This window comes from Frankia torreyi (assembly GCF_000948395.1).
Lineage (GTDB): Bacteria > Actinomycetota > Actinomycetes > Frankiales > Frankiaceae > Frankia > Frankia torreyi.
In genome coordinates, this window is sequence record NZ_JYFN01000003.1 from 128,248 (window position 1) to 140,962 (window position 12,715).

A 12,715-nucleotide genomic window follows, 5' to 3' on the forward strand; every position below is an offset into this window, starting at 1 on the left:
ACACGCCAGAAGCTGGCCGGGCAGGGTCCGGTCGGGGGTGCCGATGGCCACAGTCGGCGCGCCGGGGCACGGGTGGGGGCATAGCCGCTCGCCGCTTTGGTTGCATAGCCAGTGACCCGGGGTTCCACAGACCCGGGCGACGCCAGACCCTGAGGAGTTGCCCGGTGCCGAACAAGCTGGCGGAGCAGACGTCTCCGTACCTGCTCCAGCATGCGGACAACCCCGTCGACTGGTGGCCGTGGTGCCCGGAGGCGTTCGCGGAGGCGGCCCGCCGCGGGGTGCCCGTGCTGCTCTCGGTGGGCTATGCCTCCTGCCACTGGTGCCACGTCATGGCGCACGAGTCGTTCGAGGACGTGGTCACCGCCGCCTACATGAACGACCACTTCGTCAACATCAAGGTGGACCGGGAGGAGCGGCCGGACGTCGATTCCGTCTACATGGACGTCACGGTCGCCCTGACCGGTCACGGGGGTTGGCCGATGACGGTCTTCCTCACCCCGACCGCCGAGCCGTTCTTCGCCGGCACCTACTTCCCGCCCCGACCCCGGCCGGGCATGGGGTCGTTCCGCCAGGTCATGGAGGCCGTGGTCGCCGCCTGGCAGACCAGGCGGGCGGAGATCGAGGAGTCGGGCGCCGACATCGCCCGCCGGCTGGCGGAGGCGGCGGCGCGCGGCCCGGTGGCCGGGCTCGCCGCGAGCCCGACGTCCGGCGTCGCCGACGAGCTGAGCCCGCCGCTGCTGGACACGGCCGTCGCGGGCCTGTCCGCCCGGTTCGACGCTCGGCACGGCGGATTCGGCGGGGCGCCGAAGTTCCCGCCGTCCATGGTCGCGGAGATGCTGTTGCGCCACGCCGCCCGCACCGGCGACGAGCACAGCCTGGAGATGGTGGCGCTCACCTGCGAGCGGATGGCCCGCGGCGGCATGTACGACCAGCTCGCCGGCGGCTTCGCCCGCTACAGCGTCGACGCGACGTGGACCGTCCCGCACTTCGAGAAGATGCTCTACGACAACGCCCAGCTGCTGCGGGTGTACCTGCACCTGTGGCGGGCCACCGGCTCGCCGCTGGCCCGGCGGGTGGTCCGGGAGACCGCGGCGTTCCTGCTCGCCGACCTGCGCACCCCGCAGGGCGGGTTCGCCTCGGCGCTCGACGCGGACGCGGTGCCGGCGGGCGTCCCGGCGGCCCACGCGCAGCCCGAGGAGGGCGCGAGCTACTCGTGGACACCCGCCGGCCTGCGCGCCGCCCTCGGCGCGGACGACGGCGCCTGGGCGGCGGAGATCTTCGGTGTCACCCCGGAGGGCACGTTCGAGCACGGGACGTCCGTGTTGCAGTTGCCGGCGGACCCGCCCGACGCGGCGCGCTTCGCGGCGGTGCGCGCGACCCTCGCCGCCGCCCGGGCCGGCCGTCCGCAGCCCGCCCGGGACGACAAGGTGGTCGCCGCCTGGAACGGGCTGGCGATCGCCGCCCTCGCCGAGGCCGGCGTGCTGCTCGATGAGCCGGCCTGGATCCGCGCCGCCGAGGACGCGGCCGTGCTGCTGCGCGACGTCCATCTCGTGGCGGGCCGGTTGCGGCGCACCAGCCGGGACGGCCGGGTCGGGACGAACGCCGGTGTGCTGGAGGACTACGGCGACGTCGCCGAGGGGCTGCTGACCCTGCACCAGGTCACCGGGGATCCGGAGTGGCTGACCCTGGCCGGCGAGCTGCTCGACGTGGTCCGGGCCCGGTTCGCCGCACCGGACGGCGGCTTCTTCGACACCGCGGACGACGCGGAGGCACTGCTGCGCCGCCCCCGCGACGACTCGGACTCGGCGACCCCGTCGGGCCAGGCGGCGGTGGCGGGTGCCCTGCTCACCTACGCGGCCCTGACCGGCTCGGCCGAGCACCGGCGCACCGCCGAGGCGACCGTCGCCCGGTTCGCGCCGCTGCTGTCCCGCGACGCCCGGTTCGCCGGCTGGGCCGGGGCGGTCGCCGAGGCGCTGCTCGCCGGGCCGGCCGAGGTTGCCGTCGTGGACAGTCCGGCCCTGGAACGGCTCGCCCGGCTGGGCACCGCGCCGGGGGCCGTCGTGGTGACCAGCGGGCCGTTGGTCGCCGGGCGGGGGGCCCCAGGGGTGTACGTCTGCCGGGACTTCGTCTGCGAGCTACCCGTGCATACCGCGGAGGAGGTCCGCAGTCAGCTCGGCGTGAAGGTCGCCACCTGAGGCCCCAGGCACTTTCACTCGTGACCCGGTAAGCGTGTAATCGTCGGCGGGGTGTGTCGGCGCGCACCCCGGCGGGGCCACGGCTCCGGACCAGTTCGGCAGGCCGGGCCCGTCCGCGGGCCCGGCCCGGGGGACCTGAGGAGACTCGTCATGTCCGGTCCGCGTGGGCGCGGTTATGGCAGGCCGGGGGACCGGGCGGAGTCGGTGCCGGCGCAGGACGCGCCGGACTGGTTCGCGGCCCACATCCCCGCCGGGTGGTTCACCGGCCCGCCGGCCGTGGTCGTCGACCGGGACGAGATCACCGTCGTCGGGGAGCTCCCCGTCGAGGAACCCCTCCTTCACTCCGGAGGGGTGGAGCTGCCGGCTGGGCGTGATCCGGAGGCCGCCGCCCTGATCCGCCGCTTCCGCGAGCGCACCCGGGACGAGCGGATCGCCATCGCCGCCGAGGCCGAGCGGCGCTACGGGCGCAAGGTCGCGTGGGGGGCGACCGCCGGCACGGCCAGCGAGCTGTTCACCGTGCTGTCCGTGCCGGTGATGACGCGGCTGCGCCAGCCGGAGCGTCAGGTGCTGGACACGCTCGTCGAATCCGGCGTGGCACGCAGCCGCAGCGAGGCGCTGGCCTGGTGCGTCCGGCTGGTCGGGGACAACTCCGACACCTGGCTGCGCCAGCTTCGCGAGGCCCTCGAACAGGTCGAGAAGATCCGCTCCGAGGGCCCCGGCCGCTGACCTCTCCTCCTGCGCTCCTCCTGCGCCGCCGTGTGTCGGGCGGGTTGGGCGGGTCGGGCGGGTTGGGCAGCGGGTCGGGCGGGTCAGTAGATCGCGAACATCAGGGCGATGTAGTGGCAGGCCGCGGCGACGAGGGTGAAGGCGTGGAACACCTCGTGGTAGCCGAAGGTCGCCGGGGCCGGGTCCGGTCGCCGCGCGGCGTAGACGACGGCACCAAGGCTGTAGCAGACGCCGCCGACCAGCAACAGGACCATCGAGGCGATCCCGGCCCGGTGGGCGAGCTCCGGGATGACGAAGATGGCGACCCAGCCGAGGGCGATGTACAGCGGCACGGTCAGGTACCGCGGGGAGTGCAGCCACAGCATCCGGATGGTCACGCCGAGTGCCGCTCCGCCCCACACCACGGCCAGGACCACGCGAGCCGTGCTCGCCGGCATCGCAAGGAGGGCAAAAGGGGTATAAGTCCCGGCGATGAAAATAAAGATCATTGAATGGTCGAGGCGTTTCATGCGCGCTCGAGCACGTGACGTCGACCACATCGTGCGATGGTAGAGCGCGCTCGTTCCGAACAGCGCCGCAATACTCAGTGCGTATATCGCGATCCCCAGTCGGGCACGGAGCGTGGTGGCCAGCGCCACGGCAAGGAGACCCAGTGCAAGGCTTACGGGGAATGCCCCGGCATGTAGCCATCCCCGCATACGTGGTCGCACCAGGTCACGGGGGTGGGCGGGGCCGTCCGCCTGCGGAGGCCCGGCGGGCTGCTGCGTGAGGGAAGCCACGCCGAGNACGATAACCCGAGGCTTCCGCCAGCCACGAGACGGAGTCACCCGGCGGCGGTCCGTCCGTACCGGTGCGTGATGGATCCGACGCTTCTGTCCACTCGCTATCGCGCGACTGCGGGGGGAACGCGCGGTACAGTCTAATGATCCTGAACGCGGCCTCGAACTGCCCCTGTACCGCGGGTTTTGTCAGCGCGTGAACGAATACGTTCGAGTACTGAAGTCGGCACCTGCGCACGGGGCAAGAACGCGGCGGGTTCGACTCGACCGGAGGTGTGAGCTGTGACGACCGCGGCACAGATTCCGGGGCTGGAAGCGGCCCCGACGAAGCACGCCAGGCTGGTCGCCTGGGTGCGTGAGATCGCCGAACTCACCCAGCCGGAACGGGTTGAGTGGTGCGACGGATCGGAGGCCGAGTTCGACCGGTTGACCAGTCTCCTGATCGAGAAGGGGACCCTGGTCCGGCTGGACGACGAAAAGCGTCCCAACAGCTTTTACGCCGCCTCGGACCCCAGCGACGTGGCCCGGGTCGAGGATCGCACCTACATCTGCTCCGAGAAGGCCGAGGACGCCGGCCCCACGAACAACTGGATGGACCCGGCGGAGATGCGGGTCAAGCTCCAGGGCCTGTTCGAGGGCTCCATGCGCGGTCGCACGATGTATGTCGTGCCATTCTGCATGGGTCCGCTCGGATCGCATATCTCGGCCCTCGGGGTCGAAATCACCGACTCGCCTTACGTTGTCATTTCAATGCGCACCATGACCCGTATGGGAGCGCCCGCACTCGAACAGCTCGGTGAAGACGGCTTCTTTGTGCCGGCGGTGCATTCGCTTGGCGCTCCGTTGGAGTCCGGTGCGGCCGACGTCGCTTGGCCGTGCAACACGACGAAGTACATCACCCATTTCCCGGAGACCCGCGAGATCTGGTCTTATGGATCGGGTTACGGCGGTAACGCACTGCTCGGCAAGAAATGCTACGCACTGCGCATCGCGTCCGTCATGGCGCGCGACGAGGGCTGGCTCGCCGAGCACATGCTCATCCTCAAGCTGACGTCGCCCGCGGGCAAGGTTCACTACATTGCCGCGGCTTTCCCGTCGGCCTGCGGAAAGACCAACCTCGCGATGCTCATTCCCACCCTTCCCGGGTGGAAGGCGGAGACTGTCGGTGACGACATCGCATGGATGCGGTTCGGTGAGGACGGCCGGCTCTACGCTGTCAACCCCGAGGCCGGCTTCTTCGGTGTCGCCCCCGGCACGGGTGAGCAGACCAACCCGAACGCGATCAAGACGCTGTGGGGCAACACGGTCTTCACGAACGTGGCCCGCACCGACGACGGCGACGTCTGGTGGGAGGGGCTGACCAAGCAGGCCCCGGGGCACCTCACCGACTGGAAGGGCCACGACTGGACCCCCGAGTCCACCGAGCCCGCCGCGCACCCCAACGCCCGCTTCACCGTCCCCGCCGGGCAGTGCCCGACCATCGCCTCCGAGTGGGAGGACCCGAAGGGCGTGCCGATCTCGGCGATCCTGTTCGGTGGGCGCCGGGCGACCGCGGTTCCGCTGGTCACCGAGGCGCNCGACTGGCGGCGCGGGGTCTTCTTCGGCTCGATCGTCGCCTCCGAGACGACCGCGGCCCAGGCCGGCGCGATCGGCAAGCTGCGCCGCGACCCGTTCGCGATGCTCCCGTTCTGCGGCTACAACATGGCCGACTACTTCGCCCACTGGCTCGAGGTCGGCCAGAAGGCCGACCAGGCGAAGCTGCCCCGGATCTACTACGTGAACTGGTTCCGCAAGAGCCCGGAGGGCAAGTTCCTCTGGCCCGGCTTCGGCGAGAACAGCCGCGTCCTGGCCTGGATCGTCGGCCGCCTCGAGGGCCAAGCCGACGGTGTGGAGACCCCGCTCGGTGTCCTGCCGACCAGGGACGCCCTGCCGACCGAAGGCCTCCAGATCGACGAAGCCGACCTGGACGCCCTGCTCACAGTCGACATCGACGTCTGGAAGCAGGAGGCCGACCTGATCCCCGAGCACTACCAGACGTTCGGCGACCGGCTCCCCGCCGCTCTCTGGGCCGAGCACGAGGCCCTGGTCAGCCGTCTCGACGGCTGACCCGCGACACCAGCGTCACCCCGGCCCGCGCCGGGCGGTTCCCCCGCCCGCGCGGGCCGTCGCATGTCCGCCCCCAGCCGGTTCCCGCCGGATGCCCGCCCCGACCGGCTTCCCCGACTGGTTGCGCTCTGTCACGATTCCCGTGTACAGCGCACGCACTTGTGTGCCCGCTATGCCGTGGCCGGCGGCCCCGCATTCACCGGAAAACGGGCCCGCTCTCCGCTCCCTGGGCCCGGCGGCCCGCATGTTCCACGGGCACCTGCGCGTGTCGTCGCGGGGATTTCCTGCAACGTCCGTGACTGATCGGCGGATTTCCGTCAAGGGGGCGTGAGGGTCGGTCGGCAGGAGAATCGGACCCCGCCGGGCCGCCCGCTCCTCGGAAATTGTGGTCCGTCCAGCCCCGTGCCGCCCGATCCATCCGGCCCGAGTCGTTCCATCCACATTTCCCGGTGTTGCCGGGCCACCTCGCCATGTTTCCGAAAGACTTCCGGCCACCCCGTACGCGCCCGGAAGGGCACTCGCGTTACCTGGGTCCCAGGCCGGAGCCGCCCGATTCCTTGCTCCTGGTCCGGAGCTGATCCCGGCGGCCGGCAGATTCCCGATCACCGTCCCGTGGCACCCGCCCCGAGGATCCGGGTCGGTTAGGTACTCCTAACCTTTCCTGGTCTTCTCGGGACCATGGCATCCTCGACCCCACCGGCAGACCGCACCGCCCGCCCTTGTCGCCCTGGCGTGTTCTCCGCTTCGCCGCATCCGGTACCCTCCGCTCCCTTTCCGTGATTTCCTCACCTCTCCGTGACGCCTTTCCGCCTTCGCGGCCGGGAGGACGCGCCCCCTGCTTCCGGCTGCCCGCTCCGCCCGCCGGCCCCCGTGGCCCTGCCGTGCGGGTCTCCATCCCCTGCCGGGCCCCGACCCCACCGGTCCTACGCCGCGCAGCCGAAGATCACAGTGTTCCGCGGAACCGCGCCCGGCTGCCTGACCTCGACGGGAACGATGAGCCCCACCTCCACACCTCGACAATCTGGAGGGGAGCGGAACTGCTGGAGGTTGATGGCGGGCCGAGGGCCTGGGGTGGTGATCAACCTCCAGCGATTGCTGCCGTGCGGGGAGGTTGATCACTTCTGATGGGTTCCGGGGGATGGTGCTCCGGGCTTGGGGCGGGGATCGACCGCGTGACGGGGTTGTTGCTCGGGTGCGACTCTATTGATCTTGTGGTCTGGATGTGGTGCGGCTTGCGGGAAGGTCGGTGAGTGCTGGCCGGCGCCCTGGGGAGGAGGGCTGCTGCGGGGCGTCACGATCGGGGCGCTATGTCACCGAAAGGGACACAGTAGGCACCCGAGGAGGCAAAACGTTTCCCGTTCTTAACGCAACGTGTTGCTCGAAGTGGGTCGCCATCCTGGGAGGTGGCAGCTACCGTGAGAGCCCTAGCGTCTCAAGCCGTGGTCCGGCGTGGTGCCGGACCTCTCGGGAGGCCCCTCGGTGCCGCAAGCGCGACTACACCAGGAGGCCGGTGCCCGGCTCCTGGAGGGGTCGGTCCCGGACTACCTCCGAGTAAGCGGGTGGGCGTGTGCCACGAACGCATGTCGTCGACACAAGCGTGCTGCTTTCTGATCCTGGCGCGCTGCTGCGGTTCGCGGAGCACAATGTCGTGCTCCCCCTCGTCGTCATAGGGGAGCTGGAGGGCAAGAGGAACCACCCGGAGCTGGGCTGGTTCGCCCGGGAGGCCCTGCGCCTGCTGGACGACCTGCGCATTCGGCACGGTCGCCTCGACCAGCCCATCCCGCTGGCGGGTGGGGGAACGCTTCGGGTGGAACTTAATCACACCGACGCGGCGGTGCTTCCACCGGGGTTCCGGGTGGACACGAACGACTCGCGGATCCTGTGTGTCGCGATGAACCTCGCCCGCGAGGGCGCGGACGTCGTGCTGGTCACCAAGGACCTTCCGCTGCGGGTCAAGGCCTCGGTGCTGGGGCTGCCGGCGGAGGAGTACCAGGCGTTGTCGCCGGTGGACACCGGCTTCTCCGGCATGGCGGAGCTCACCGTCGCCCAGGAGGACCTCGACCGGCTCTACTCCCGTGAGTACACGGAGATCCTGGAGGCCGCCGATCTGCCCTGCCACACGGGTCTGGTGCTCACCACGGCAGGCGGCAGCGCCTCGGCGCTCGGCCGGGTCACGGCGGACAAGCAGGTCCGGCTGGTGCGCGGGGACCGGGACGCGTTCGGGCTGCACGGGCGGTCCGCGGAGCAGCGGGTGGCGCTCGACCTACTGCTCGACCCGGACGTCGGCATCGTCTCGCTCGGCGGTCGGGCCGGCACCGGCAAGTCGGCGCTGGCCCTGTGCGCGGGTCTGGAGGCGGTGATGGAGCGCCGGGCCCACCGGCGGGTCGTCGTCTTCCGGCCGCTCTACGCCGTCGGCGGTCAGGAGCTCGGTTACCTGCCGGGCAGCGAGAACGAGAAGATGGCGCCCTGGGCGCAGGCCGTGTTCGACACCCTCGGTGCCCTGGTCTCCCAGGAGGTGATCGAGGAAGTCGTCGACCGGGGGATGCTGGAGGTGCTCCCGCTCACCCACATCCGCGGGCGGTCCCTGCACGACGCCTTCGTGATCGTCGACGAGGCGCAGTCGCTGGAGCGTGGAGTCCTGCTCACCGTGCTGTCCCGGCTGGGGCAGGGCTCTCGGGTGGTGCTCACGCACGACGTGGCGCAGCGCGACAACCTGCGGGTCGGTCGGCATGACGGGGTCGCGTCGGTCATCGAGACGCTCAAGGGTCACCCGCTGTTCGCGCACGTCACGCTCACCCGCTCGGAGCGTTCGCCGATCGCGGCGCTCGTGACCACGATGCTGGAGGACCTGGTTCTCTGACGCGCCGCACCCGGACCGGGCCCGCGTGGTGGCCCGGTCCGGGGTCCAGTCCGCGGATCCGGCCGGGCGCCGGCGGGCCGCGGGAACGCCCGGCCGCCCTGGATGGTTGTCAGAGGAGACACTCACCGGAGGTGGCACAGATGTTCTTCGGTCGCCATAAGACCACGCTGCCCACGCCCGAGGAGGCGCTCCCCGGCCGGGATCGCCCGGTTTTCGTGGGCGACTCCCGGCACACCGTCCTCGGCACCTCGTTCACCGGGCCGTTCCCGGACGGGCTGGACACGGCCGTGTTCGGCCTTGGCTGCTTCTGGGGCGCGGAGCGCGCGTTCTGGCAGGTGCCCGGCGTGTACACGACCGCGGTCGGCTACGCCGGCGGATCCACCCCCAACCCGACGTACGAAGAGGTGTGTTCCGGGCAGACCGGGCACACCGAGGCCGTGCTGGTCGTGTTCGACCCGGCGAAGGTCTCCTACGCCGAGTTGCTGAAGGTGTTCTGGGAGGGGCACGACCCGACCCAGGGCATGCGCCAGGGCAACGACGTGGGCACCCAGTACCGCTCGGCGATCTACACGACGTCCGAGGCGCAGGCGGTGGCGGCCGGCGCGAGCCGGGACGGGTTCGAGAAGGTCCTGCAGGGCGCGGGCTTCGGCCCGATCACCACCGAGATCGCCCCGGCGGGCCCGTTCTACCTTGCGGAGGAGTACCACCAGCAGTACCTGTCGGACGCCAAGAATCCCTACGGCTACTGCGGCCTCGGCGGCACCGGGCTGTCCTGCCCGGTGGGCGTCGCAACCGCGGACGGCTGACCGCGGACGGCTGACAGCGGCCGGTGGTCTGGGCCACCGGCCGGTCATCGCCTTCGCCGAGCGCGGCGGATCAGCCTGAGGCCGTGGGATCAGCTCTGGGTGGCGTGGCGTGGTTCCGCGTCGTCGGGGGCGGCTGCCGGGGCCGGGCGGCGGGCCGGCGCGGTGGGCGCCCCGTCGATGGTGTGGACGTCCCGCCCGACCGGGATCCGGGCGATGCTGTCCACGACCGCGGTCGGGCGGTAGGGGAACCGCTCGATGTCGGCGTGCGTCGTGATGCCGGAGAGCACGAGCACGGTGTCCATCCCGGCCTCCAGGCCGGCGACCACGTCGGTGTCCATCCGGTCGCCGATCACCACCGTCGTCTCGCTGTGCGCGGACAGGGTGTTCAGGGCGCTGCGCATCATCAACGGGTTCGGCTTGCCGACGAAGTACGGGGTGACCCCGGTCGCCTTGGTGATCATGGCGGCGACGGCGCCGGTCGCCGGAAGGAGCCCCTCGACCGACGGTCCGGTCGGATCGGGGTTCGTCGCGATGAAGCGGGCGCCGTCGCGCACCAGCCGGATCGCCCGCGTGATCGCCTCGAAGCTGTAGGTCCGGGTTTCCCCGAGCACCACATAATCCGGCGAGCTGTCGCTGAGCACATATCCGATGTCGTGCAGCGCCGTGGTGAGCCCCGCCTCGCCGACGACATACGCCGAGCCGCCCGGCCGCTGCGTGTGCAGGAACAGCGCGGTGGCGAGCGCGGAGGTCCAGATTCGCTCAGGCGGGATCTCCAGGCCCGAGCGGGACAGTCGCGCCGACAGATCGCGGGCCGTGTAGATCGAGTTGTTCGTCAGTACCAGAAAGCCGAGGCCCGAGGCGATGACGCCGGCGATAAACGCGTCCGCCCCGGCAATCGGGTGTTCCTCGTGGACGAGAACGCCGTCCATGTCGATGAGATAGTTCTCGATGATCCGTTCCGACATGGCCACTGATTCTGCCCGCCGGCCGGCCCGACGGCGGGCAGGGGCGGTTACTGGGAGGGGCGTCTCACAGCACCGCGACGCCGGCGGCCTGCTGGCTGGCCGGCAGCGTCAGACACAGGGCGGGGACGACGAGCCACTCCCGCAATCCCTCGTCGTGCGCGTACTTGTGCGCGTAGCCCGGGCTGCGGAACGGGCCGACCACCCCGCGCACCCGCCCGCCCGGGCCCCCGAGCACGACCACGGCCCAGGCGGCGGCGTCGTCGTCGTCCGCCGCCCGGTCCGGCAAGGATGTGGATTCCCACCAGTACGGCCCACCCTCGACCATTCACGCCCCCTTATGCATGTTTTCCAGCGGCCACCCGTGATGGCGACACATGGTTCGGCAGGTCATCGCGCCGGGCGCGCACATTCGCGTCGCTGGATGTCGTTGCCGAAATGATCGTCGCCTGGTCCCTCCGGCCGGGCCGGCGATGCGCCACGATGCACGCCGACGCCGTGGATGGCCCCTCCGATATCGTGCGCCTTCCCGTCGTCTTGTCCATCGAAACAGCCGAATTTTTTCTCGGCGGTGTCCGACGGACAGCCCACGGAACGCGCATCTGCATTGGCTGGTGCACGGCCGTTCTCACTCGGCATACGTTCGCGGCGGTCCGGGCACGGCCGAATCGAAAATGTGACAAACATCGTCGAGTGCTCCGGCGACCCACCGCGGGGTGGCGCGAGGGTGGCGCCCGGCGTGGGCTCGGCGGGGTGCGATCGCGGTCCGGCGGGGATGCGATCGCGGTCCGGCGAGGGGTGGATCTGGCCGGGAGCGGCGGGGCGGTCGGAGAGGTCTCGGGGCCGGCCGGCGGCGACCCGGGCGCAACGTCCGGGTTGATTCGGGCGTCTGTTCTGTCGGTTACTTCTCGCGATGTGGGGGATCCGTGCGCCGGCGCCGTAACGATTACCGCAACTGGGAGGAACTGTCCCGCCAGGAGCGCCGCCGGGGCCTCGCGATCCTGGGCGTGGCCGGCGCCGGTGCGGTGACCGCGGTGTACCTGATCGTCGGCGGCGGCGGAACACAGGCCGAGGCCGGCGCGGTGGTCCCGCCGACCATCGACGTGAAGACCCAGCTCGCCACCTGGTACGCCACCACTGCCGGGATCCGCGACGAGATCGTGGCGTCCGTCAACGTGGTGCGCACGGACATCCAGGCGTCCGACGGCACGGCGCTGAGGCCGGCGTGCGTCCAGCTCGGCCAGGCCGTGGACCGGATCGGTGCGCTCGGCGTGCCGCCCGTCGCCACCGCCAGCCAGACCTGGACCGACGGCGCCACCGCCTACGCCCAGGCCGTCACCGCCTGCGGGAACCTCTTCGACGGCACCGCCCTGCCCCCGCCGGTCCTGCTCCAGCGCACGACCGATGCCCTGAACACCGCCGACGGCCACTGGACGAGGCTGGCCGCCCAGATCGGCGCGCCGGCGCAGATCGTTGCGACGAACTAGCACGTCGCCCGTGGGCGTCTGCCCTGCCAGACTCGGGCAGGTGGACCATCTCGCGCTCATCGAGGCCGAGGGCGTCGCGTTGCTGGCGACGACCAGCGAGCATCTCGACAGTCCCGTGCCGACCTGCCCGGGTTGGAGTTCGCGCCGCCTTCTGCGGCACGTCGGACGCCTGCTGCACAGCGTCAGCGCCGTCGTGGCGCGGGGCACGACCGAGCCGCCGCCGCCGAATCCGCCCGCGCCCACCGACGACGAGGGACTGATCGCCTACTACCGGCGCTCCCTCGACGACCTGCTGCGCGTGCTGCGCGAGACCGATCCCGCCCGGCCGGCGTGGAACCACACCGGGGTGGCGCCGCCGGTCGCCGGGTTCTGGCACCGCCGCCTCGCCCAGGAGCTCACCGTGCATCGCTGGGACGCCGACAACGCCGTCGGCGCCGCTCGCCCACCCGCGGCGGAGGTGGCCGCGGACGGCGTGGACGAGCTGCTGACCATCCTGCTGCCCGGCGAGCGCGCCCGCGCGACGACCACCGGACTGGCTCACGGTGGCGTGCACGTCCACCTCACCGACGTCGAGGGGGAGTGGCTGGTCGCGCTGGCCGGCAACGACGTCACCGTGACCCGGGAGCATGCCAAGGGGGACGCCGCCCTACGTGGCCCCGCCGCCGCCGTGCTGCTCGCCCTGTGGGGCCGGCTGCCGTTCGACGATCCCGATCTCGCCGCCTTCGGTGACGTCGCTCTGCTCCCGGCGCTGCATCCCGGCGTCTGACCCGCCCGGGCACACCCGAGCGGCGGCC

The 12,715-nt window shown here is 71.4% G+C and carries 10 protein-coding genes and 1 pseudogene; 8 read left to right on the top strand and 3 right to left on the bottom strand.

Going from position 1 to position 12,715, the window contains the following annotated elements; genetic code table 11:
- Window positions 1-164 precede the first annotated feature (164 nt).
- Window positions 165-2,195 carry a thioredoxin domain-containing protein gene (locus FF36_RS03040; protein WP_044883413.1) on the top strand — a complete coding sequence of 677 codons (2,031 nt, stop codon included), beginning with the start codon at window positions 165-167 and terminating at the stop codon, window positions 2,193-2,195.
- A 150-nt stretch (window positions 2,196-2,345) separates the two neighbouring features.
- Window positions 2,346-2,921, top strand: a complete 576-nt coding sequence (locus FF36_RS03045) for a hypothetical protein (RefSeq protein WP_044883414.1) — start codon at window positions 2,346-2,348, stop codon at window positions 2,919-2,921.
- 83 nt (window positions 2,922-3,004) lie between these two features.
- Here the strand turns inward: FF36_RS03045 and trhA are convergent, their stop codons facing one another.
- On the bottom strand, window positions 3,005-3,619 hold the full coding sequence (gene trhA / locus FF36_RS03050; protein ID WP_044883415.1) for a PAQR family membrane homeostasis protein TrhA: 615 nt from the start codon (window positions 3,617-3,619) through the stop codon (window positions 3,005-3,007).
- A gap of 363 nt (window positions 3,620-3,982) precedes the next feature.
- On the opposite strand from trhA, the gene FF36_RS03055 reads away from it, so the two are divergent.
- From FF36_RS03055 to msrA, 4 genes and pseudogenes are all read left to right on the top strand, one after another.
- On the top strand, window positions 3,983-5,276 hold a 1,294-nt coding region (locus tag FF36_RS03055), incomplete at its 3' end, for a phosphoenolpyruvate carboxykinase (GTP) (RefSeq protein ID WP_242422255.1).
- A 1-nt stretch (window position 5,277) separates the two neighbouring features.
- Window positions 5,278-5,806 (top strand): annotated as a pseudogene (locus FF36_RS36900) (phosphoenolpyruvate carboxykinase domain-containing protein); the annotation flags it as partial.
- Between the two features lie 1,567 nt (window positions 5,807-7,373).
- Window positions 7,374-8,666: an RNA 5'-3' helicase PhoH2 gene (locus FF36_RS03060; protein WP_011607252.1), complete on the top strand. Its 1,293-nt coding sequence runs from the start codon at window positions 7,374-7,376 to the stop codon at window positions 8,664-8,666.
- Between the two features lie 140 nt (window positions 8,667-8,806).
- On the top strand, window positions 8,807-9,472 hold the full coding sequence (gene msrA / locus FF36_RS03065; protein ID WP_044883417.1) for a peptide-methionine (S)-S-oxide reductase MsrA: 666 nt from the start codon (window positions 8,807-8,809) through the stop codon (window positions 9,470-9,472).
- An 89-nt stretch (window positions 9,473-9,561) separates the two neighbouring features.
- Here msrA and FF36_RS03070 read toward each other — a convergent pair whose 3' ends face one another.
- Together FF36_RS03070 and FF36_RS03075 are read right to left on the bottom strand one after the other, a co-directional pair.
- Window positions 9,562-10,437 (bottom strand): HAD-IIA family hydrolase, encoded by an 876-nt coding sequence (locus FF36_RS03070; protein WP_044883418.1) that lies wholly within the window; start codon window positions 10,435-10,437, stop codon window positions 9,562-9,564.
- A 64-nt stretch (window positions 10,438-10,501) separates the two neighbouring features.
- Window positions 10,502-10,762: a hypothetical protein gene (locus FF36_RS03075; RefSeq protein ID WP_128423252.1), complete on the bottom strand. Its 261-nt coding sequence runs from the start codon at window positions 10,760-10,762 to the stop codon at window positions 10,502-10,504.
- A 598-nt stretch (window positions 10,763-11,360) separates the two neighbouring features.
- On the opposite strand from FF36_RS03075, the gene FF36_RS03080 reads away from it, so the two are divergent.
- Window positions 11,361-11,921, top strand: coding sequence for a hypothetical protein (locus tag FF36_RS03080; RefSeq protein WP_044883420.1), 561 nt, complete (start codon window positions 11,361-11,363; stop codon window positions 11,919-11,921).
- A gap of 10 nt (window positions 11,922-11,931) precedes the next feature.
- Window positions 11,932-12,687, top strand: a complete 756-nt coding sequence (locus tag FF36_RS03085) for a maleylpyruvate isomerase family mycothiol-dependent enzyme (RefSeq protein WP_236705471.1) — start codon at window positions 11,932-11,934, stop codon at window positions 12,685-12,687.
- Window positions 12,688-12,715 lie beyond the last annotated feature (28 nt).

Bases quoted from the DNA above. Each gene is read 5' to 3' on its own strand.
- FF36_RS03070 (WP_044883418.1), bottom strand. From the start codon at position 10,437: ATGTCGGAACGGATCATCGAGAACTATCTCATCGACATGGACGGCGTT.
- trhA (WP_044883415.1), bottom strand. From the start codon at position 3,619: ATGCGGGGATGGCTACATGCCGGGGCATTCCCCGTAAGCCTTGCACTG.
- FF36_RS03045 (WP_044883414.1), top strand. From the start codon at position 2,346: ATGTCCGGTCCGCGTGGGCGCGGTTATGGCAGGCCGGGGGACCGGGCG.
- msrA (WP_044883417.1), top strand. From the start codon at position 8,807: ATGTTCTTCGGTCGCCATAAGACCACGCTGCCCACGCCCGAGGAGGCG.
- FF36_RS03075 (WP_128423252.1), bottom strand. From the start codon at position 10,762: ATGGTCGAGGGTGGGCCGTACTGGTGGGAATCCACATCCTTGCCGGAC.